The sequence below is a fragment of the Ihuprevotella massiliensis genome (assembly GCA_900095835.1).
Taxonomy (GTDB): domain Bacteria; phylum Bacteroidota; class Bacteroidia; order Bacteroidales; family Bacteroidaceae; genus Alloprevotella; species Alloprevotella massiliensis.
Genome location: LT608321.1, coordinates 1,656,716 through 1,679,794, shown reverse-complemented (window position 1 = coordinate 1,679,794; position 23,079 = coordinate 1,656,716). Strand labels below are relative to the sequence as shown.

At 48.7% G+C, this 23,079-nt stretch carries 18 protein-coding genes and 1 tRNA gene; 7 read left to right on the top strand and 12 right to left on the bottom strand.

Annotation, left to right across the window (positions count from 1 at the left end):
- Nucleotides 1-319: 319 nt before the first annotated feature.
- From BQ2633_RS06920 to nhaD, 7 genes are all read right to left on the bottom strand, one after another.
- On the bottom strand, nt 320-1,033 hold the full coding sequence (locus BQ2633_RS06920) for a ribonuclease H1 domain-containing protein (RefSeq protein WP_075566016.1): 714 nt from the start codon (nt 1,031-1,033) through the stop codon (nt 320-322).
- Nucleotides 1,034-1,178: 145 nt separating this feature from the next.
- Entirely contained in the window at nt 1,179-2,996 is a 1,818-nt protein-coding gene (gene argS / locus BQ2633_RS06915) for an arginine--tRNA ligase (protein ID WP_075566014.1), read from the bottom strand.
- Between the two features lie 29 nt (nt 2,997-3,025).
- Nucleotides 3,026-4,120 (bottom strand): endonuclease/exonuclease/phosphatase family protein, encoded by a 1,095-nt coding sequence (locus BQ2633_RS06910; RefSeq protein WP_075566012.1) that lies wholly within the window; start codon nt 4,118-4,120, stop codon nt 3,026-3,028.
- A gap of 124 nt (nt 4,121-4,244) precedes the next feature.
- On the bottom strand, nt 4,245-5,297 hold the full coding sequence (locus BQ2633_RS06905) for a rhomboid family intramembrane serine protease (RefSeq protein WP_075566010.1): 1,053 nt from the start codon (nt 5,295-5,297) through the stop codon (nt 4,245-4,247).
- A gap of 281 nt (nt 5,298-5,578) precedes the next feature.
- Entirely contained in the window at nt 5,579-5,854 is a 276-nt protein-coding gene (locus tag BQ2633_RS06900; protein WP_075566008.1) for a putative quinol monooxygenase, read from the bottom strand.
- Nucleotides 5,855-5,896: 42 nt separating this feature from the next.
- Nucleotides 5,897-6,532, bottom strand: coding sequence for an outer membrane beta-barrel protein (locus BQ2633_RS06895; RefSeq protein WP_075566006.1), 636 nt, complete (start codon nt 6,530-6,532; stop codon nt 5,897-5,899).
- Between the two features lie 92 nt (nt 6,533-6,624).
- A complete protein-coding gene (gene nhaD / locus BQ2633_RS06890; protein ID WP_075566005.1) occupies nt 6,625-7,983 on the bottom strand; it encodes a sodium:proton antiporter NhaD in 1,359 nt (452 codons plus the stop codon).
- 188 nt (nt 7,984-8,171) lie between these two features.
- On the opposite strand from nhaD, the gene BQ2633_RS06885 reads away from it, so the two are divergent.
- From BQ2633_RS06885 to typA, 7 genes are all read left to right on the top strand, one after another.
- A tRNA-Arg gene (locus BQ2633_RS06885) sits at nt 8,172-8,243 on the top strand.
- A 117-nt stretch (nt 8,244-8,360) separates the two neighbouring features.
- Nucleotides 8,361-9,284 carry a phosphate acyltransferase gene (locus BQ2633_RS06880; protein ID WP_075566003.1) on the top strand — a complete coding sequence of 308 codons (924 nt, stop codon included), beginning with the start codon at nt 8,361-8,363 and terminating at the stop codon, nt 9,282-9,284.
- 4 nt (nt 9,285-9,288) lie between these two features.
- Nucleotides 9,289-10,350, top strand: a complete 1,062-nt coding sequence (gene buk, locus BQ2633_RS06875; RefSeq protein WP_075566002.1) for a butyrate kinase — start codon at nt 9,289-9,291, stop codon at nt 10,348-10,350.
- Nucleotides 10,351-10,530: 180 nt separating this feature from the next.
- Nucleotides 10,531-11,073 (top strand): RNA methyltransferase, encoded by a 543-nt coding sequence (locus BQ2633_RS06870; RefSeq protein WP_075566000.1) that lies wholly within the window; start codon nt 10,531-10,533, stop codon nt 11,071-11,073.
- Nucleotides 11,074-11,190: 117 nt separating this feature from the next.
- Nucleotides 11,191-12,753, top strand: a complete 1,563-nt coding sequence (locus tag BQ2633_RS06865) for a YifB family Mg chelatase-like AAA ATPase (RefSeq protein ID WP_075565998.1) — start codon at nt 11,191-11,193, stop codon at nt 12,751-12,753.
- A 34-nt stretch (nt 12,754-12,787) separates the two neighbouring features.
- Entirely contained in the window at nt 12,788-14,074 is a 1,287-nt protein-coding gene (locus tag BQ2633_RS06860; RefSeq protein ID WP_075565996.1) for a YihY/virulence factor BrkB family protein, read from the top strand.
- Nucleotides 14,075-14,380: 306 nt separating this feature from the next.
- Nucleotides 14,381-16,186, top strand: coding sequence for a translational GTPase TypA (gene typA / locus BQ2633_RS06855; RefSeq protein ID WP_075565994.1), 1,806 nt, complete (start codon nt 14,381-14,383; stop codon nt 16,184-16,186).
- 203 nt (nt 16,187-16,389) lie between these two features.
- Here the strand turns inward: typA and BQ2633_RS06850 are convergent, their stop codons facing one another.
- The 5 genes from BQ2633_RS06850 to BQ2633_RS06830 form a co-directional block, all read right to left on the bottom strand.
- A complete protein-coding gene (locus BQ2633_RS06850) occupies nt 16,390-17,238 on the bottom strand; it encodes a DUF3298 and DUF4163 domain-containing protein (protein WP_075565992.1) in 849 nt (282 codons plus the stop codon).
- Nucleotides 17,239-17,249: 11 nt separating this feature from the next.
- A complete protein-coding gene (locus BQ2633_RS06845; protein ID WP_075565990.1) occupies nt 17,250-17,960 on the bottom strand; it encodes a DUF3298 domain-containing protein in 711 nt (236 codons plus the stop codon).
- A gap of 132 nt (nt 17,961-18,092) precedes the next feature.
- Nucleotides 18,093-18,950: a peptide chain release factor N(5)-glutamine methyltransferase gene (prmC, locus tag BQ2633_RS06840; protein WP_075565988.1), complete on the bottom strand. Its 858-nt coding sequence runs from the start codon at nt 18,948-18,950 to the stop codon at nt 18,093-18,095.
- A gap of 21 nt (nt 18,951-18,971) precedes the next feature.
- Nucleotides 18,972-20,873: an LTA synthase family protein gene (locus BQ2633_RS06835; RefSeq protein ID WP_075565985.1), complete on the bottom strand. Its 1,902-nt coding sequence runs from the start codon at nt 20,871-20,873 to the stop codon at nt 18,972-18,974.
- Between the two features lie 194 nt (nt 20,874-21,067).
- A complete protein-coding gene (locus BQ2633_RS06830; RefSeq protein ID WP_075565984.1) occupies nt 21,068-22,936 on the bottom strand; it encodes an ABC transporter ATP-binding protein in 1,869 nt (622 codons plus the stop codon).
- Nucleotides 22,937-23,079 lie beyond the last annotated feature (143 nt).

Below are 23,079 nucleotides of genomic sequence, written 5' to 3'. Positions count from 1 at the left end.
GCGTCATCAAAGATTATTCTGCATTGCTGCACAGGTGAGCTCTGATTTTCGACCCACAATTCCACTATTCCTCAGATAGAGCGCAGTGAGGGCTGTGAAAGGCGGAAGAAACTATTCGGGAGAAAATCCTTTGTTTATATCATTATTGTAATGTCTATATAGCAAAATATTTTACTAGTAAAGAAAAAAGTGCAGTTTTCTGCATATTTTTCTCTCTTTGCCCCTTCATCCACCCCTATATGTGTAGGAATGTGGATGAAAAGAAAGTGGGGATATGAAGAGGAATAGACAGGAGCAGCGCAAAAAAAATGGACGCAAGTTATTTGCGTCCGAAGTCGGCAGGGATTTCGCCCCACTCTTGGGTTTCCCACTTCAATATTCGTGTGGTGATGCGACGCGCTTTGAGCCATTGTTCGGCACGAGCAATCATGTCGAACAAAGGAGCGGTGCGCTCTGTCTGTTCGAGCGTGGTTTTGCACTTCTTGTGGCGTACCCAACTGATGGCGGTGCGGCTGTCGCTATAGATGGTGATGTCTTTGAGTCCTTGTTTCTCTATCAGCGCGAGAGCGTGAACAATGGCAAGAAATTCGCCAATGTTGTTCGTGCCCAAGACAGGACCATAGTGGAAAATCTCTTGTCCTGTGCCTAAATAGATGCCGCGATATTCCATAGGACCGGGGTTTTTGGCACAGGCTGCGTCGACGACGACAGTGGAAAACCCCACCTTCTCCATCACATCGGGCGAGGGCATGAGGATGGGACGCTCTTTGGGAGAATGTGGGGAGAGGGCGGCAAGCGAAGTGTTGGCTTTTCGGAGGGCAGCTTTCGATGCCTTTTCTTCCGAGGTGGCACGCGAGGTGATGTGTTGCTCTGGTGCTTCTTGAAAGGCTTGTTGGGCAGCTTCGGCAGTGTCGAAGGCTTTGTAGCGCGCATTGGAAAAACCTTTCACTTGTTCGGCACAGTCGTTCCAGTTGTCATAGACACCTGGATTGTGACCTTGCCACACGACGTAGTATTTCGGCTTTTTCGACATAGGGTTGTATCCTATAAATGATGAACTTTAGGGGCTGTCATAGGGCTGCGCTCACGACCAGAAAGCGGCACCATAGATGCGAGAAATAAAATGGGCGGTGACGTGTTCGCCACCGCCCATGATAGAGATGCCTAGTGGCTATGGACTACATGCGCTCAGGCATTTCGATGCCGAGAAGCTCCATGCCGAGGCGTACTACCTTCGCCACGTTGCGAGAGAGGATGAGACGGAAATTGCGCTTCGCTGCATCTTCTTCGCGGAGGATTTGGAATTCGTGGTAGAATTGGTTGTAGAGTTTCACCAATTCGTAGCAGTAGTTGGCAATGCCTGAAGGAGAATAGTCTTCTCCAGCAGCTTCTACCACACCGCGGAAGTCAGCCAAACGCTGGATGATTTCTTCTTCCTTAGTAGAGATTTCCACATCAGTTGGCAATTCTTCGCTGAGGACGATGCCAGCGTCTTGTGCTTTGCGGAGGATGGAACGGATGCGGGCGTAGGTGTATTGGATGAAAGGACCTGTGTTGCCATTGAAGTCGATGGATTCTTCAGGATTGAACACCATGTTCTTGCGCGCATCCACCTTGAGGAGGAAGTATTTGAGTGCGCCAAGACCTACGATGCGCGCTACTTCTTGCTTTTCGGCTTCGCTCATGTCGGTGTTTTTGCCAGCTTCGTCCATGGTGCGACGAGCTTGTTCGATCATGCCTTCTACCAAATCGTCTGCGTCTACCACGGTGCCTTCACGACTCTTCATTTTGCCGTTGGGGAGTTCGACCATACCATAGGAGAAGTGCACGAGGCTCTTGCCCCATTCAAAGCCGAGACGATCGAGGAGGAGAGAGAGGACTTGGAAGTGATAGTTTTGCTCATTGCCCACCACATAGACCATCTTGTTGATGGGATAGTCGCGGAAACGGAGTTTGGCAGTACCGATGTCTTGGGTCATGTAGACTGAAGTGCCGTCGGCGCGGAGGAGGAGTTTTTCGTCCAAACCTTCTTTGGTGAAATCAGCCCACACCGAACCATCTTCGCGGCGATAGAACAGACCTTTGGCGAGACCTTCTTCCACCTTTTCCTTACCTTCGAGGTAGGTGTCAGATTCGTAATAGATTTTGTCGAACGACACACCGAGGGCTTTGTAGGTTTCGTCAAAACCAGCATACACCCATTCGTTCATCTTGCGCCATAGAGCACGCACTTCTTCGTCGCCTTGTTCCCACTTGCGGAGCATCTCGCGAGCTTCTACCATCAAGGGGACTTCAGCTTTGGCGCGTGTTTCAGCTTCTTCTTCGCTTACACCTTGAGCAATGAGTTGAGCTTTGAGCTCAGCCACTTCAGCACGGTAATGTTGGTCGAAGGCTACATAGTAGTCGCCCACGAGGTGGTCGCCTTTCTTGCCAGAAGATTCTGGTGTTTCTCCGTTGCCATATTTGAGCCAAGCGAGCATAGATTTGCAGATGTGGATACCGCGGTCGTTGACGATGTTGGTTTTCACCACACGTTGGTTGTTGGCTTCAGCGATTTTAGACACTGCCCATCCGAGGAGATTGTTGCGCACGTGTCCGAGGTGGAGGGGCTTGTTGGTGTTGGGCGAAGAATATTCCACCATGGTGAGGGGACTTTCGTCGTTGGGGAGCTGAAGTCCGTAGTGTGCATCGGCATCGATTGTTGCGAGGAGCTGCAACCATTGAGCTGGTGCAATGACGAGGTTGAGGAAGCCCTTTACCGTGTTGAAAGAGGAGACAAGGTCTGTGTTGGCGATGAGCCATTGTGCGATGTCTTCACCTGTTTCTTCGGGCTTCTTCTTGGAGATGCGCAAGAAGGGGAAGGTAACGACAGTGAGGTGACCCTCGAAGTCGGGACGTGTCTTTTGCACCTGCACTTGATCGGCAGTGATGTCAGTGTCGTAGAGGGCTTTGATGGCGTTGACTACGGCAGCAGTGAGCAATTTTTCGATGTTCATGAGCTGTATAGGAATCTTTTTTTGTTTGTCTATTTTTTCTCATTCTTCCACACGAGTGTGGCGGAAATGGGTTGGTGGTCTGAATAAGGGGCTTCTTCGTCAACTTTAGCCTGAACGGGCTCGAAATCTTTGGAACAAAAGATATGGTCGATGCGCACTCTGATGGCATTACGTCGGAAGGAGAAACCAAAACCTTGACCAGCTTCGCGGAAAGCATCGGTGAGTCCTAAACTTGCCACGCGATGGCGGGTGTAGGAAATGGGAGTATCGTTGAAGTCTCCACAAAGAATGACGGGTTTGTCTTTGTGTTGTGCTAAATAGTCTTCCACGGCATCCACCATTTCAGAGCGTTCCGTGGCACTGTGAGCTATTTTTGAAAACAGGGTCTTGGTGTTGTTCCACTGACTGCGCTTGTCTTCTTTTGATTTGCCGTGCATCATGTCGGTGTAGCCTTCGAGCGTAGGACCTGAGAGGAGGTTGGAGCGGAAATGACAATTTACGACAATGAGTTCTCCGCGTGGATGCTGCAAGCGATAGCCGTAGATGGCATTGCCAGGATAGGCAATGATGAGTTTTTGTTCGAGAATGGGATAGGCACTAATGATGCCTACCACTTCTTCTTGTGTTCCCTCATAACTTATATAGTGCGTTGGCGTTGGAGCAAAGCGGCTTTCTATCTTTTTGAGGTTATCGGGGTTGGCTTCTCCTTCTTGAAAACAGATGATGTCGGCGTGCTGATCAATGAGATAGCGCACCAGTTCGTCTTGCTGTTCCATACCTCTGCCAAAAAAGAAGGTGTTATAGCTCACCACTTTGATTTGGTTGGCAGTGGCAGTGGTGGTTTCATTGTCGATGAAGGGATGAATGGGACAATAGGTGTAGATGTGCTGTGCACAAACGCCCAGTCCTATCAAACCGAGCAACCACGTTTTGCGCGGCACAAAGAGCAATCCTATGATCCAAAGGAAGAGCGTGCCGAAGAGAAAAATCGGAAATGCTAAGCCTACGACTCCGATCCACTTGAAAAAACGTGGGTCGATGTAGACACTAGCGGCAGAAATCCATAATCCCAAAATGGAGATACCCAATGCTCCCGACAAGAGCATTCCAAAGATGTGCGCCATGGGGGAGGGGGTGGACGCATCTTTGCGTGGGTTTTGGGATTTTGAAAAGAACGGCATATATTCGGATAAATGGACAAGCAGTTTTCCTTAAGAAACAAGGAGAAGTTGCCCGTAGAGTTTGGATTTATCGTCGACTATTATTAAACAACTCTTGTTTTTCTGCTTCCGTGAGAGAGGCATAGCCAGAGCGGCGCACTTTCTCTAGGATTTCATCCATGCGTGCTTGTTGAGCACGACGCTGCGAATTGTAGGCTTGGTCGGAATTGGAGGGATTTTGTGGTGAAGCCCCGTTGGAGTAGTTGCCACCTTGGCGCTGTTGCTGAGAGGAGGAACCGGTGGAGAAGAGGTTTTTGAAAAAGTTTTCGACAGCGGCTCCGAATTTCTCAAAGGCTGTACGGATTTGCTGGAGAAAACCTCCATTGTTTTGCTGATAACTGCCGCTATTGGTGTTGTAACCTCCGCTTTGTTGCGTGCCGCGATAGTTGTTCCAACCTTGGAAGCCAGCTTGTCTGCGCTCCGTCTGCTTGCGCCAATAGCGGAAGATGAGCCAACCAAAGAACATACCTCCGAGGTGGGCAAAGTGGGCTACGTTGCCGTTGGACGTAAAGGCGGAGTAGGCTTCTATGGCTGCATAACCGATGACGAAGTATTTGGCTTTCATCGGGATGGGAGGGAAGAGGAGCATGATGCGCTCGTTGGGGAAGGTCAACCCAAAAGCCAAGAGTACGCCATAACAAGCCCCACTCGCACCGATGGTCACCCACTGGTCTAACAGAGAACTCATCGGCATGATTACGCCGTTCACATTGGCTGCATCATAGTGTGCCATGCCAGAGAAATAGTATTCTCCAAATTGCCACAACTCTTGACAGAAAGCAGCCCCAATGCCGCAGATGAGATAGTAGATGATGAAGCGTTTTTGCCCCATGGTTTGCTCAATGATGCGACCAAACATCCACAAACTAAACATGTTGAGCAAGACGTGACTCCACGAAGCATGGAGAAACATGTAGGTGAGTGGTTGGTAGATGCGAAAAGCAGGGGCAAGCACAAAGTGAAGCCCGAAGAGTTCGGTGAGCACATCACCATAACGCGTCGAAATCACCTGTTGCACCATGAAGAGGATGATGTTGATGAAGAGGAGATTGCGGGTGATGGGAGGAATATTCTTGAGCATAGAGAGAGGGAATAAGCGCAGTTTTGAAGGCTTCGCCGAGAGAGGACAGGAATTGCAGGACGGAATGAGACTATTCAGGGTAGATTTCAACCCATCTGTGAATGTATTCTGTTGATTTTCAAAGATTCTCAATCGAATAATCAGACTATTCCGTGCGATGTCAAGCGCGCATCAAAAAACTTTCTCACAAAAACAACATAGCTCGCGAGGCACTACGACGGGAAGTCGTAGCGCAACTCGCGAGAATGTATATAAGGAGATGAAATAATCTCAGTGACGGATTAGAAATCGAACTTTTCGATTTTCAAAAGCCCGAGCTCTTTGAGCTGAGCCACGTAGGTCTTAAACTCTTCGCTAGCAGCGTGAGCTTCGAGAGCTGCGGCATTTGTCCAAGTTTCGCAGAACATGAACACATCGCTACGAGTGCCGCTTTCGAAAACGTCGTAAGACACGCAGCCTTCTTGCTTTTGGCTAGCAGCGGTGAGAGCGAGAGCAGCTTGAAGTGCTGCATCATATTGGCCTTCGTTGGCTTGGAAAAAACAATTGATACGAATCATTGTTGTGTAAGTAGTTGAGTGTTGATATTAAATCCTGGAGGATTAGAAATAGTAAGTCGCCTGCACGTTGAAAGTATTCAGACGATAAGAAGGCAACACCTTTTGACCGGTCTTGATGTCTACAGAGTTGAGGATTTTTTCTCCCATTTCTCCGAGTGCTACGTTGTAGCCGATGCCGAGATCAAGGTGACCACCGAGCGCTACACCCGCACCAAAGTTCCAAGTTGTGGTGAGGTTGTTGGTCTTATACACAGTGTTGTCAATCAAAGTGGAGAGGTTCACCTTGTCACCATCCAATCCGTAGGAGAATTGAGGACCAGTGGCGAGATAAACTCCCACTTTTTGCACGGTGAGATTGAGCTTCAAGTTGAGCGGAATGTCCACAGACTTCAGCTTTTGCGTCAATTCGAGATTGCCAGCAGCGATTTTGTATTCGCGTTGGTTGTAGAGCAATGCACCTTCCACACCGAGGCCAGCAATCAAGCCCATGTAGGCTTTAGGACCGATGAACCAGCCCGAACCGTTCTTACCTTCGAGCGTGCGAGTCAATGTTGTCTTGTCGAAGGAGGCAGAAGAGAGATTATAACCTCCAGTTACACCGAAGCGAAAATCGCCAAAAGCGTTCGCAGAAAGGGCTGTGGTGAGGAGCACCACAAGTGTTAGCAAAGTCTTCTTCATAAAGCTTTGTTGATTTGTGTGGGAAATAGAGATTCTTCCCACGGGTTAAACATGAGCGGCAATCTCAGTTTAATGTGCTATGTGTGGTGTGTTTACATGTGGATGATGACACGTTCCACATAGTAGACCAAGATGCCTGCGAAGTAGCCTGCAGCAGCTACCCAAGTAATCTTCTTCATGTACCAGCCGAAGGAGATTTTTTCCAATCCCATCGCCACTACACCAGCAGCACTTCCGATGATGAGCATAGAACCACCCACACCGGCGCAGTAAGCTAAGAGTTGCCAGAAGATGCCGTCTTGTGCGAAATCGCCTGCAGCTTCGATGGGGTACATGTTCATGCAACCAGCCACGAGGGGCACATTGTCGACAATCGAGGATGCCACACCGATGACACCAGTCACCAAGAAGTGGTTTCCACCAGACACTTCGTTAAGCCATTGACCAAAAGCAGGGAGAACACCAGTTTCCTTCAAGGTCGCTACAGCAAGAAGAATGCCGAGGAAGAAGAGGATGGTGGTCATGTCGATTTTGTGAAGGATCGTTGCCACGCGTTGTTTCATGGTGCTGTCGCGATGCGCCTTGCGACGATAGAACACTTCGGTCACCGTCCAGAGCAGACCCAACACGAGGAGGATGCCCATGTAGGGGGGAAGTTCGGTGAAATTGTGGAAGATGGGCACAAACAAGAGACCACCTACTCCGAGAACAAAGATAATGTTGCGCTCTATTTTTCCGAATTGGTGTCCAACATGTGCTGCAACCGCGTTGTTATCATCGGCTGTGGCTAGATTGCCTTTGAGTTGGAACTGCAACAAAAGGGCTGGAATTACCATCGCCACAAGGCTAGGAATGAAGATTTCTTTGATTACACCGCCAGCGGTGAGGCTGCCCTTGATCCAGAGCATGATGGTGGTGACGTCGCCGATGGGAGAGAAAGCACCACCAGCATTAGCTGCAATCACAATGAGTGAGGCGTAGATGAGACGGTCGTTGTGGTTGTGCACCAATTTGCGCAACACCATAATCATCACAATAGTAGTGGTGAGGTTGTCGAGCACAGCAGAGAGGAAGAAGGTGATGAAAGCAATCTTCCAGAGAAGGGCGCGCTTAGAGTGGGTTTCGAGTGCATCACGCACAAAATTGAAGCCTCCGTTGGTGTCAATCACTTCCACCACGGTCATAGCTCCCATGAGGAAGAAGAGTGTCTCAGTGATTTCGCCTAAATGCTCGCGTAGGCTATGTTCCGAAACATATTGCGCTACGCTGCCATTTCCAATGCTTTGGAGCACTTCGGCAGAAAGATATTGAGCTGCGCCTGAGGTGTACAATACCCAGCAAATCACGCACATAAGCAAGGCTACAGCCGCTTTGTTAACTTTGAGCACATCTTCTAGTGTGATGCAGAGATAGCCCACAAAAAAGACGGCTACGATAATAGAAGTTAGCATAGAATGATATAAAGAAATGAGTTATAGATAGAATGCTAGCGCAAATTTCGCGAAAAAAATGGGCATAGGCAAAGTTTTTGCCAGCGATTTGCATGGAATCCCACGAAAATACTTAATAAAGATGAGGAAGTTTCGGTTTTTATCCTTATTTTTGCATAGTTATTCCAAGCTTATTCCTATGAAATCTTGGCTTCGTAGTTCAATGGATAGAACAACCCTCTCCTAAAGGGTAAATAGGGGTTCGATTCCCCTCGGGGCTACTAGCACTTTGTTTGTTTTGGTGCTTTCACGCTAGCTCATTTTTCGGAGTTTTCGTGGGTGACATCGTGAATGCAATGCAGAGTGCTGTGTGTGTTCATCGATATTTATCTACCACCATGTCTTCCTTTTCCATTCGTTCGTTTGAGCAGTTGCACCATCATTTGGCGCAGCTCCCTTCTCGTTGCCGTGTGGCAGTGGCTCATCCTGCCGATGCGCACACCTTGCAAGCCGTGCTCGAGGCTGTACAACTCGGTTTTGTAGATGCTTTCTTGGTGGGTGAAGTCTATGCCCCTTTGTTGGAAAATCTTTCCTCAGAAATCGCCGCTTGGGTGCACCACATTCCGGTTTCCGATGCTGGAGCTGCGATGCAACAGGCCGTGCAGATGGTACACGATGGAGAAGCGGATGTTTTGATGAAAGGTTTGGTGAATACCGACGACCTTTTGCGCCATGTGCTCAACAAAACCTATGGTCTTCGCCAAGAAGGAGGAATTATTAGTCATGTAGCAGCTTTCTACTTGCCGCAGTTGGAGCACATCGTGCTCATGTCGGATGTAGCGGTGATACCCTCTCCTTCGCCCGAACAACGCCGCGCACAACTCACTTATGTCACTGCCCTAGCTCACCAGTTGGGCATCGAAACACCTCGTGTGGCTTTGTTGCATTTTTGTGAAAAGGTGAGCGAAAAATTCCCTATCACCCTCGATTATGCAGCTTTGAAAGAAGAAGCAAACAAGGGAGTTTTTGGAAAAGTCATCGTAGATGGTCCCCTCGACTTACTTTGTTCGCTTTCGCCCCAAGGACTTGTCGACAAGCATCTCACTAGTGTGCTCGAGGGGCAAGCCGATGTTTTGATTTTCCCAGACATCGAAACGGGCAATGCTGTCTACAAAACCCTCTCTTTTCTTGTGCCTAAGGCAGAAGCTGCCTCGATGCTCGTAGGTACCACCCATCCTGTGGTGCTCACCTCTCGTGGTGATTCGATAGCCACAAAAGTCAATAGCCTTGCTTTGGCTGCCATTCAGACTAAAAAGAACTAAAACCATGCGCATTCTAGTCATCAATCCCGGTTCTACTTCCACCAAAGTGGCGGTCTACGAAGACGAACGTCCGGTGTTGCTCCGTAACATTCGCCACACAGCCGAAGAGTTGCAGCAATACCCCACTAGTTTTGACCAACTTCCGCTGCGACAAAACAAAATCGTGCAAACCTTGGAGGAAGAAGGCATCCCCTTTAAATTTGATGCCATCGTGGGACGTGGTGGACTCACCCACCCCATTCCAGCAGGAGTGTATAGAGTCAATGAAAAAATGCTCCACGACACTCGCACCGCTCCACGTCAGCACGTGTGCAATTTGGGTTGTCACATCGCAGCCGCACTTGCTGCTGATCTTGACAATTGCTCCGCTTTCATTGCCGATCCGGTGATTGTCGATGAAATGTGTCCCGAAGCGCGCATCTGTGGCAGTCCCGATATGCATCGCAACAGTGTGTGGCATGCCCTTAATCAGCGCGCCACGGCTCGTCGCCACGCCCTCGCCATTGGTCGCCACTATGAAGACCTAGACCTCATCGTGGCTCATCTGGGAGGAGGCATCACCATTGGGGTGCATCATCACGGTCGCACCATTGATGTCAATAACGGACTCGATGGAGAAGGACCTTTCTCGCCTGAGCGTGCAGGAACACTCCCCACTGCCGACCTCATCCGTATGTGTTTTAGTGGAGAATATACAGAGGAAGAGTTGTTGCGATTTGTTGGAGGAAAAGCCGGTTTGGTGGCATGGTTGGGCACAAGCGACACCCGCGAGATACTTGATCGCATCGAAGCTGGTGATGAAAAAGCAAAGCTCATCATGGATGCTATGATTTATCACATAGCCAAGGGCATCGCTGCCCAAGCGGCTGTGCTTTGTGGTCGCTATGATGCCATTCTCATCACTGGAGGTTTGGCGCACGCCCACTACATCACCTCGCGTCTGCGCGAACGTGTGTCATTCATTGCGCCCGTGCACATCTATCCTGGTGAGAACGAGATGGAGGCTCTCGCAGAAAATGCCTTGGCTGTGCTGCGCAATCAGCGTGAAGTGCTGGAATATCAATAGCCGTTGCTCCCCTCTGAGCAGAGGGGTGGTGTTTTAACGCAATGTTCCCTCAATTTTGTGGATTTATCGTGAGGCAAACTTGGTCAGTTGTGGCGCATTCCGTAACTTTGCTTTGATGTGTGTGGCAGATCATGACTGCTCCATACATACCCTTTCACCCAGATATTTCACCCCAACAATATGCCTCAAAAACTACAAATCGAAGAAATGAACCGCCTTGATGTGGCGGCTTTCAAAGCAGCAGAGAAATTGCCCCTCATCGTTGTGCTTGACAATGTGCGTAGCCTGCACAATGTGGGAAGCATTTTTCGCACTGCCGATGCATTTCGACTCGCTGGTGTGTGGCTTTGTGGCATCACCGCAACACCCCCTTCAGTGGATATACACAAAACGGCACTCGGTGCGGAAGAGTCTGTGGATTGGCGATATTTTGCCACCACTGATGAAGCCATCGCGACCCTCAAAAAGGAGGGATATGTGGTAGCCTCTGTGGAACAATGCCACCGCTCTACTCTGCTCACCGATTTTCAACTCGATGACACGCAGCGTTACGCGCTCGTGATGGGGCATGAAGTGCACGGAGTGGCGCAAGAAGTGGTGGATGCTTCCGATCTCGTTATCGAAATCCCCCAAATGGGCACCAAGCACTCTATGAATGTGAGTGTGGCTGCTGGAGTGGTGATGTGGGAATTTGTGCGCCAATGGCGCGCACTCGGACATTGATCCTCCACACTTCCTTAATCTTTGCAGCACAGTTGTCAAGATAGTGGCAACTTCTGATATTTTCTCCCTTTAACCTCCCTATACCTTCACTTGTTTCACCTCGCTTAAATCCAAACTATGCTCTCCACTGTTCACACCATAGCCATCAATGGACTCGATGCTAGCCGTGTGCTCATCGAAATCAACGTCACCCCTTTTAGTCAACCGCGCGATGCGCTCTATGTCATGGTGGGACTGCCTGATAGTGCTGTGAAGGAGAGCAAGACCCGTGTGCGCTCTGCCATGGAAAACAGTGGATACAATGCGCGAGGAGCAGCGGATGTGGCAGTGAATTTTGCGCCTGCCGATGTGAAAAAGGAGGGGAGTGGCTATGACCTTCCGTTGGCAGTGGGGTTGCTGCACGCTTTTGGACAAGCCAAGGTGTCTCCCGAAGTGCTCAGTCGCTACATGTTTCTCGGCGAACTAGGACTTGATGGCGACCTGCGCCCTGTGCGTGGCGTGTTGCCAGCGGCTATCTTGGCACGTAAATTAGGCTATGAAGCCTTGATTGTGCCAGAAGAAAATGCGCGCGAGGCTGCGGTGGTGAACCAACTTAAGGTGTATGGTGCAAGCAAACTGCGCGATGTGGTGCAACACCTAGAAGGTACACAGCTGTTGGAACCCACAGAGGTGGACACGCGTGCGGAATTTTATGCTTCGCAAACGGATTTCCCCTATGATTTCAGTGAGGTGAAAGGACAACCTGCGGTGAAGCGCGCTTTTGAAGTGGCAGCTGCAGGTGGACACAATCTTTTGCTTGTGGGCAGTCCAGGTTGTGGCAAGAGCATGATGGCGAAGCGTTTGCCTTCGATTCTCCCTCCCCTCACACTCGCTGAGAGTTTAGAAACCACGCAGATACACTCTATCGCGGGGAAACTCGAGAGAGGGGCTACGCTTATTTCCACACGGCCGTTTCGCTCTCCACACCACACCATTTCAGATGTGGCACTCATTGGTGGTGGAGCCAGTATGCAGCCTGGAGAAATCAGTTTAGCGCACAATGGCATCTTGTTTTTAGACGAATTTCCTCACTACACCAAGAATGCACTCGAAACGATGCGACAACCGTTAGAAGATCGCATCATCACCATATCGCGAGCGCGCTACAACGTCACCTTACCCTGCTCCTTCATGCTCGTGGCAGCCATGAATCCTTGTCCTTGTGGCTACTACAACGACCCTTCGCACGAGTGTACTTGCACACCAGCTCAGGTGCAACGCTATCTCAGTCGCATCAGCGGTCCGCTGTTGGATCGCATAGATTTACAAGTGGAGGTGGTGCCAGTGCCTGTGAAAGAGCTGACCAATGCACCCGAAGGGGAACCCTCTGCCGACATTCGTGCTAGAGTGGTGGCTGCGCGCGAACGCCAGCGCGAACGATTTTCCAATAGTCCTGGCGTGCACTGCAATGCACAAATGAGTGCACGACAACTGCAAGACTTGGTGCACCTCGACGAAGCGGCACAAGATGCACTTTCTCTCGCACTCGACCGCTTAGGACTCTCGGCTCGCGCCTACGAACGTGTGCTGAAGGTGGCACGCACCATTGCCGATTTAGACGGTAGCGACAAGGTGCAGCGACAGCACATCGCAGAGGCAGTGAGCTATCGCAACCTAGACCGCTCCACTTGGGGTACATAATCACAAGGTTTCAATATAGAAAGAAGATAAATATATGAAAGTCAATGGTAAAACATGGCGACAGCGATGGTGCAAATGGCGCAGTATGCGCTGGACGAGAGTCATCTTCCACACCGCTGAAACCGCTAGTTCGCAAGATATATTCACGCACGTGGCTGCGCTCACCTATAGTACGGTGTTGTCTGTGGTGCCGCTTCTGGCTCTGGTGTTGGCACTGGGTAGAGGTTTTGGAATGCAAGACTACATAGAACTGCAGTTGCGACAAAATCTCAATACTTCAGACGATGTGATTGGACAACTGATGGAGTTTGCCAATTCCTACATTGCGCGCACACACGATGATGTGATGTTGGGTGTCAGTGGTTTTGTATTGGCATTCACCATCATTTCGCTGGTCAATAACATTGAGCGACGTTTCAATGCCATGTGGGGCGTGAATACTTCGCGCAGCCTGTTTGGCTTCTCCCTCGCCTATTTGGGGCTCATTGTCTTTCTTGCTTTTTCCATCTTCTTTTTGAGTGGTGTGTGGGTATTTATCCTCCAAATCCTCAATTATTTACCTCATCATGTGCTAGTGGATACTACAATGCCATTGTTGGTATTTATGCTCAAATCGTTGGTGTTCAGTGCCGTGTTGGGAGCAATGTTTCGATTCATTCCATTGGTGAAGGTGGAAGTGCGCCATATCTTATGGCCTGCGCTCATCACGGGCATTCTCTTTAGCCTGGTGCAAGAGTTTTACATTAAAGGACAGATGTTTCTGAGCAGTTATAATGCCGTGTATGGCTCGTTTGCAGTACTCCCCCTCTTGATGGCGTGGGTGTATGCCACGTGGACGATTGTCCTCATCGGGGTGTTGCTATGTCGCTCTCTGCAAGCTACGGAGAACAACGAGGACTTGTTTGATCAGAAGACTTATAATCACAGCTCACACAATCTGGTGGCACTGCGCATCATGGCTTTGATGGCGCGTCGATTTGTGGACAACGCTCCCCCGCTCATGGTGAAGGAATGGGCAGAGGTTTTGACGATTTCTACAGACTTTGCGGGCATCGAGTTGCAACGATTGGCGCAGGTAGGGCTCATTTTCCGCGTGATTACCACGAATGATGTGACACAAGCTCCGCTGCCTCCAACAGCGGTGTTTAAGGTTAATGTGGATGTACATCAACTCACGGCAGAAGAGGTCATCAAACGCTTAAATCAAGAAGGAAAGGATGTAGATATTCAACTCTCTTCTGCATCAATGCAGCAATATCGCAAGATAGTGGAGAACTATGGTGCTGAAATCGAGATGCAACGCAACATTCTTGAGCTTTGAGCTGCTAGGTCTTGGTTCGGCGATGGCTAGTGTTTAGCACAAAGATTGGAGGACGAATGGCAAAGGCTTTGTTTTTCCTTCCTCCTCTCCTTACGATATGTGCAGAAAAATGAAGTTGGGACGCGCTAATCTCCCTGTTTTGTTTTGTCTATGTGGTGTTTTACGACTGAACTTTTGAGTTATGTCTAAAACACCACATATTATTTGCGCAAAGGAGTCGAATTTCGTAATTTTGTGAGCCTTTTGACACTACCGATTTTGCGGCAACAGTGCAAAAGTCGCAGAATATATCAATAAAAATTTCTCATGCAAGACATTCGCAACATCGCCATCATTGCCCACGTAGACCATGGTAAGACGACGCTCGTGGACAAAATGCTCTTGGCAGGTAACCTTTTCCGTGCCAACCAGCAGACGGGCGAACTTATGCTCGATAATAACGACCTCGAACGTGAGCGTGGTATCACCATTCTCTCTAAGAACGTTTCGATTAACTACAAAGACACAAAAATCAACATCATCGACACTCCAGGTCACTCCGACTTTGGAGGTGAGGTGGAGCGCGTGCTCAACATGGCGGATGGTTGTATCCTCCTCGTTGACGCCTTTGAAGGACCTATGCCTCAAACGCGTTTTGTGTTGCAAAAGGCACTTCAAATCGGTCTTAAGCCTATTGTGGTGGTGAACAAGGTGGACAAACCTAACTGCCGCCCCGAAGAGGTGCACGAAATGGTGTTCGATTTGATGTTTGAACTCGGAGGTACAGAAGAACAGCTCAATTTCCCCGTGGTGTATGGTTCGGCAAAGAACAACTGGATGGGCGAAGATTGGCAGAAACCTACTGAGAATATCGACTATCTCCTTGATACTATTCTCGAGTATATCCCTGCTCCTGAACGCCTTGAAGGTACTCCTCAGTTGCTCATTACTTCGCTCGACTATTCTAATTACACTGGTCGTATCGCTATCGGACGTGTGCATCGTGGCACCATCACCGAGGGTATGAACATCACCATTGCGCACCGCGATGGAACGATGGAAAAGACAAAAATCAAGGAACTCCAAACCTTTGAGGGTATGGGACGCCAAAAGGCTACTGCTGTGTCGAGCGGTGACATTTGTGCGGTGATTGGTCTTGAAACGTTTGAGATTGGCGACACTATCACGGACTTTGAAAATCCAGAACCGCTGCCTACGATTGCGATTGACGAACCTACGATGTCCATGCTCTTTGCCATCAACGACTCTCCTTTCTTTGGTAAGGAAGGTAAGTTCTGTACTTCGCGTCACATCAACGAGCGTTTGGAAAAAGAACTCCAAAAAGACTTGGCACTTCGTGTGGAACAAGGTGCTGATACTGACCGCTGGATTGTTTCGGGTCGTGGTGTGCTCCACCTTTCTGTGCTTGTGGAAACTATGCGCCGCGAAGGTTACGAACTGCAAGTGGGACAACCTCAGGTGATTTATCATGAGATTGATGGCGTTCGTCACGAACCTATCGAAGAACTCATGATCAACGTGCCCGAAGAGTTCGCTTCTAAGATGATCGACATGGTGACTCGTCGCAAGGGTGAAATGGTGGCTATGCACAACCTCGGCGAGCGTGTGGACATCGAATTTATGATTCCCTCACGCGGCATCATTGGTTTGCGCACCAACGTGCTCACCGCTTCTCAAGGTGAAGCCATTATGGCACACCGTTTCAAGGAATATCAACCTTTCAAAGGCGAAATCGACCGTCGCAGCAATGGTTCGATGATTGCACTCGAAGGCGGCACTGCCTTTGCTTATGCCATCGATAAGCTCCAAGACCGTGGTAAGTTCTTCGTTTCTCCCCAAGATGATGTCTATGCAGGTCAGATTGTGGGTGAACACATTCACGAAAACGACCTTGTGATCAACGTGACGAAGGCGAAGCAACTCACAAATATGCGTGCTTCTGGTGCTGACGACAAGGCGCGCATCATTCCTCCCACCATCTTCTCTCTTGAAGAAGCACTGGAATATATCCGCGAAGATGAGTATGTGGAAGTGACACCTAAGTCTATGCGTATGCGCAAGATTATCCTCGATCACAATGCGCGCAAACGTGCTTCTCGCACAGATGCCTAAAATGCGTTGAGTTGCGTTGGAAGACTAGCATCTCTACCTCCAGCTTTGTGAGAGGTTAGGGGCAAGTATTTCGCAGCAACGCAACAAATGCAACAAGCAAAAAAATAAGCCGTAGTAGAAACGATTTCTACTACGGCTTGTTTTATAAAGTACTAGTGCTTGTATGATAAAGTCTTAGAGCTTGTTTCATCAAGTCTTCTTGCTTACTTCAAATAGGTTTTTCCCGAAGCATTGAGCAAAGGTTTGAGTTTTGCAAAAGGTATTTGCACTGTCGGCATCCCCACAGCGTAAGGGCCGATTTCATATTGTTGATACACCAGTTGCAATCCCTCTTTAGTGAGCCAAGGTTCGGTTTCGGGAAGGGGAAGATTGATCAGTTTTATTTCAGCATTGTCAGAGTCGCATGCACCAGAAAACATGAGAAGTTCTCCCAATTCTTTTTTATTTTTTGCATCAAAAGCTTTGACCAATCCTTTGATAAGGAGTGGATGAAGTGTATTCTCATCACTAATCATTGATTTATCAAACTTACGACCGTCACTCTTGCGGAAAGTGGCACCTGACAAGCTGCTACCACCATGTGCTCCTCCGAAATACCAATAAGAGCTGGCTTCGAACGTGATATACTTGTCTGTCTCATACACCTTGGTGATGCTGATATTATACTCACCATTGGTGATATCATCATCTTCTTCTCGCACCCAACGCTTCTGATAGTAGTTGAGCATTGCTTGCCCATCGTTGATATTGCCTTCATACTTTCCTCCGAGCCGTTCGTTCACCCATTCGTTGATGGCAGTAGCTAAGTGAGGATGCTCTTTGCTCTGCGCAAGAACAATGGATGTTTCATAAGAACAATGCTCGGTCTTCAAATTTTCAGAAAAAACCTTCAGCGATAAATCTTCAGCACTAGACATTTCCAATCTCTGACTATCGACAACTGTTGCCACCGAGTCAGAGGATACAGCGGTTTCTGCCGTTGTTTTTTGTTTGCAAGCGGAGAGAGAAAGCATACCCACCGCAATGGCTGTGTAGAGCAACTTAAATCTCATAGCGGATTTATTTAGGGGAGGTAAGTACGACCAGTGGTATTCAGTAGTGACTTAAGTTGTGAATAAGGAACTACCACGGTAGGCGTACCATAGCGTGCATGGAAAAGTTCATGAGATTGATAGGAAAGTATAAGCCCTTTTTTACTGAGGAAAGGCTCCATTTCTGGATATGGGATAAAATTAGGATCCTTTCCTTCTTCCTCAATGTAGTATTTTACCTCATCAGAAGAAGTTTCAATCGATTTACTCACACCTTTCAATAAGATTGATTGCATCTTATATTCCTTAGGAAGCATGGTGTAATCAAACTTACGACCATCTTTCTTGCGGAAGGTTGCAGCATGAGCTTCAAAGTCACCACGATTTATAGAAATAACATCAGACATGAAACGAAGAGTTACAAATTGGGGTGTTTCATATTCAACCCATACTTTATGAACATTACTTGCATAATCTGCGGCATCTGGTTCTTCCTCTTTCATCCAACGCCTTTGATAGTAAGCTATCATTGCTTTAGCATCGGTCACATCACCACGATATGTACCCCCAAAAACCTCATTCACCCATTCATTGATGGAATTAACCAAAGTAGTATTAGCTCCTTTTGCAAACACTACTGTTGTTGTGTATTCGTAGCGAGTTTTTTTCTTGACGGTGAGAGAATCTAGAATTAGTTCTGAATCTTCCTCAATAGGTTCTTCTACTGTCGAATCAGCTACCATGGTAGAGTCTGCGCTAGTGTCGGCACTTGGTTTAGAAGAACAGCTGCAAGATGAAAGAGTAAGTAGAGCGCACGCACTAAGCATGCTAATAAAAGAGTACTTCATATTATTGAAGTTATAGATTAGCAATGATTATTCCCACACTGCTTCGACGAATCGAGGGAGATTGAAGCAATCGTTGATGACGCGGACGGAGGTATAACCCATGCTCTCGAAGAGAGTGGCAACAGCCGCGGCAAAGTCCGTGTGTGTCTCTACGAGAAGACTACCCGAAGGACGAAGCGCGTGCCAGCCCAATCGCGCCAATGCGTGATAAAAGAGGAGCGGATTGTCATTGGGAACGAAGAGAGCCGAGTGTGGCTCGTGGTTCACCACTTGCGCTTCCATCGTTTGCGCTTCTTCTTCGGGGATGTAAGGAGGATTGCTCACAATAGCATCCAACGATTGTGGAGCAAGTGTGGGAGCATCAGCTTCTTTGAGCAAATCACGCAATTCAAAATCTACGCGCGCTCCTAAGGTTGTCGCATTCTCTTGCGCCACTTGCAAAGCCCCTTCCGAGATGTCCCAAGCAGCAACACGCGCCAGTGGGAGAGCTTTCGCCAAACTAATAGCAATGCAGCCACTTCCTGTGCCCACATCTAAGATGTTCGACAACGCACCACAGCATTTTTCGGTAGCCAGTTGCACCAAATCTTCCGTTTCAGGGCGTGGAATCAATGTGTCTGCCGTCACCTTAAAACGATGACCACAGAACAACTCAAATCCCACCACTTGTTGCACGGGCACGTGAGCCAAAAGTTGCTGCACATCACCGTCTATATTGGCTTCTTCTTCGGGGGTAAGGGGCAATTCCTCATTGAGCAACAACTGTGTGGTGGAGAGTCCGAAACGATCGGTCAGGTATCTAGCAGCGATAGCCCCAGCTTCCTGCACCTCATAGATACCGGACAACTTCTTTTGTAAATCGATTTGGAAATCTCTAGGCTTCATCTTTCCTCTATTATCTATCGTTTATTTCAGTGCATCCATGTGTTGATAAGCCTTCTGCATGAAAGCCTTCACCTTGCGCAAGCGGTCACCCTTCGAATCGGGCGTCACCTTCGACACATTTTGCGAATTGAGGTCAAAAATAGTCGTTCCAGTGCTGTCAATAAAGGTATATCCCTCTGGCCAAGTGTGGATGGCAAGCGGATAAGTGTAAGTTTGCGAGAGCACGTCTCTGGAGAACGTGAATTGACTATGGTCAATGCCCATTTGTCCTAAGAGCGTTGCTGCCACGTCCGTCTGGTTACAAAGTTTCGTCACCACACGAGGAGCACGCACCGCACCTCCCGTCCAGATGAGGGGAATGTGATATTTTCGGATATCGTATTCGTTGATGTCAGCAGGCCACGTCACTCCGTGGTCGGGAAGAATCACAATCAGCGTGTTCTTCCACGCTGGAGTTTGTCGGAAAGCAGCGATAAATTCTCCTATAGAATGATCCAGATATGCAAAAGCATTGAGCATTTTGTCGTTAAGACGTGCATAAGGCACCTCCCAAGGTTCATGACTAGAGAGCGTCAAGAGCGTTTTGAACCAAGGTTTGCCTTGTTTTTCCGAAGCATCAATGTTTTGACGGAGAATCTTCATCATCTCACCATCGCACACTCCCCATGGACTTGTGTGGCGCAGTTCAGCAGGAAAATCAGCATCTCCCAACACGCGATTATATCCTGTAGCGAGGAAATAGGAATTCATGTTGGTGAAGTTCTTATCACCCCCATAGAGAAACTCCGTGTCGTAGCCCACACCTTTCAAAGCCCCAGCGATAGAAGGCAACACGCGCGACTTGGCAGGCATCTTCATCACACTCGCATCGGGGAAAGAAGGATAGCCCGAGAAGGTGCAAAGTGTGCCGCGGTCTGTGCGGAAACTGTTGGCATAACATTGTGAAAAGAAGACCCCATTGGCAGCCAAACTGTCGAGATGTGGGGTGGTTTGGTGATTGCCTTCAGTGCAGCCTACCACACGTCCGCCGCAGCTCTCCATGAGGATGAGCAACACATTGGGGCGTTGCGTAGTGAGCAGAGAATCTTCGGGGAGAATCACACTCTTCGTGTTAAATTGCAGAGAGTTGTAAATCTTATCGGCTTCTTCTGGGCTGAAATACTGTGCTTGCTTTGAATAATCCTGTTCTTTCAACAAAGAATAGAAGAAGGAGAATACGGGGTTCACTGCAGCATGGTTGTGATATTGCACCGTGGAATAGTAGACCATACCCACGTTAGCGGTGGATCGACCCACACCACCGCGGATGCTCAGAAAGAGCAGCCCACCGATTACTGTCCACAAGAGGGAGATGGGGAGTCGTTGCAAAAGAAAATGGCTCACATTGCGGAGAGAAACTGCGCAGTGTGCACAAGAATCCGTGTGGCTAGCGTGCGAAGATAACTGTTGTGTAGGAGCCAGTCGCCAGAAAATCCAAGAAAGCCCAGCCACAATGGCTACAAAACCTGCGAATGCCAAGATGACAAAGCCCCAACCCAAACTTTCGGGGATACTCGAAGGATTATCCAAATAGGAAAGTGCCACGGCATCGAGTTTGAAGCCCCAACTCTTGTAGATAATCATGTCGATGATGATGATTAACAAGAAGATGGTGAGCAGAGTTGTGGTGTAGATGCGATAAAGTTTGCGCCCTACTTTTGCACTGGTTGCAGTGTTCCAAAAATGTCCCACCCAAGTAGCGAGCCAAATGGGAGCCGTAGCATACGCTGCTACGGAAAGATCGAGAGAAAGTCCGTGCCACACAATTTGTAAGAAATCGTCCATGGCAGGAAATCCATTATAGCTAAAAAACAGCAACTTGCCTACGAAGAAAAGGATGAGCCAAGCGCAGAAGATACGCACCAGAAAAAGGAGTTGTTTCATAGAATCGTATGTATTGTAGAGGGCAGGGGTTAGACGTTAGAAATTAGACGTTAGAGGTTAGAGGTTAGAGGTTAGAGGGCTAGCGCGGTTGGACTAGAAAAACTAGAGGCTCTAGAGAGCTAAAAGAACCGATCCCCGCTTGTCGGGGCGAGCGAAAAAGGGTCTATGCCCCTCTAACGTCTAATCTCTAACGTCTACAATTGCTGCATATCGTTGAGTCGTTTGTAGTAGCCATCGAGTTCGAGCAAAGTCTCATGTGTACCGCGTTCCACGATGCGACCTTCGTGCAACACTAAAATCTCATCTGCATTGCGAATCGTAGAGAGTCGGTGCGCAATCGCAATCGTAGTGCGTGTCGCCATCAAGCGTTCGAGCGCCTCTTGCACCAAGCGTTCACTCTCCGTGTCGAGTGCACTCGTAGCTTCATCAAGAATCAAGATATCGGGGTTCTTCAAGATGGCGCGTGCTATGGAGATGCGTTGTCGCTGACCCCCCGAGAGTTTTCCACCGCGGTCGCCCACATTCGTGTTGTATTCCTCGGGAGTAGCCATGATAAATTCGTGAGCGTTCGCCACTTTGGCAGCTTCTATCACTTGTTCGAGAGTCGCATTTTCCACTCCAAAAGCAATGTTGTTGAAGAAAGAATCGTTGAAGAGAATTGCCTCTTGGTTCACATTACCAATGAGTGCACGCAAGTCCGATAATCGCAGCTGGCGCACATCCGTGCCATCAATGGTGATGCTACCTCCCACCACATCGTGATAGCGAGGCACTAAATCCACCAGCGTACTCTTGCCGCTACCACTCTGTCCGACGAGCGCAATGGTTTGACCGCGTTTTACGGTGAAGTCCACCCCACGAATCACCATTTGTTCGTCAGGCACTTGAGCATCAGCCCCTGCTCCACCCTGTCCATAGGCAAAGGTCACATTTTGGAACGCGATGCAGTCGGTGAGATGACCTATCTTTACGGGGTGTTCTGGTTCGCGGATTGGATTTTCAGCCAAAAGAATTTTATTGACACGTTCCATCGAAGCCATACCCTTAGGGATGGAGTAAGCTGCGCGGGACAAATCTTTGAGCGGTTGAATCACACTATAAAGAATCACCATGTAGAAGATGAAGGTGGGCGCATCGATGGGACTGTGGTCAGCAAAAATCAACGTACCGCCATACCAAAGCACCAAGACGATAAGGCAGGTGCCCAAAAATTCGCTCACGGGGTGTGCCGAACCTTGACGAATCGCCACGCGTGAGGAGATAGAGCGGAAATCATTGGCAGTGGTGTCGTAGCGCTCTTGCATTTTGCGCTCTGCGCCAAAGGCTTTGATGATGCGCATACCTCCCAAAGTCTCTTCGAGTTGCGACATCGTTTCACTCCATTTGATTTGCGCATCCATGCTCGACTGCTTGAGTTTACGACCGATGCGTCCCATGCCCCAGCCCATCAAGGGGAGCACGAGAATGGTGAAAAGTGTGAGTTCCCAGGAAATGTAGAAAAGACTACCGAAATAGACCACAAGGAGAATCGGATTTTTCATCAGCATCTCCAAACTACCCATGATAGAGTTTTCGATTTCACCCACGTCACCACTCATGCGTGCGATGATGTCGCCTTTGCGTTCATCGCTGAAGAAGGAGAGGGGAAGGAGGGTGATTTTCTTATAAATCGAGGTGCGGATGTCGCGCACAATGCCCGTGCGCACTGGCACCATCGAAGCCACAGAAGCAAAGTAAGAAGCCGTTTTCAAACCTGTAGACAGCACGAGAAATAATCCGATGAAGAGCAACGCAGTACCCGCGCCATACTGCGCCACCAGTTGTGAGGTGTAGTAGTAAGCATTGTTGACTGCAATATCGGAAAAAGACATCCCTTCTTTGCCCCAATCGATGAAATGATAGACCTTCTGCTCAGTGTTGAAAAGAAGTTTGAGCATCGGGATGAGTGAAGCAAAGGAAAAGACGTTGAGCACCGCACTCAGCACATTGAAGAGGAGGGAGAGTCCGATGTTGAATTTATAGGGCGCAACGTAATGCGCCATCATTTTGAAGAATTCTTTCATATTTCAGTCGGGAACGCGTATTCCCAATTAGGCAAAATCGTATGAGTTCGAAGGACAAAAATACTCGAAAAAAACGAGATTTAGAGGGATTTTCTGCACGAAATGACGTTTCTAGGAGTTTATCTTCTCAGTTACATGCCAGT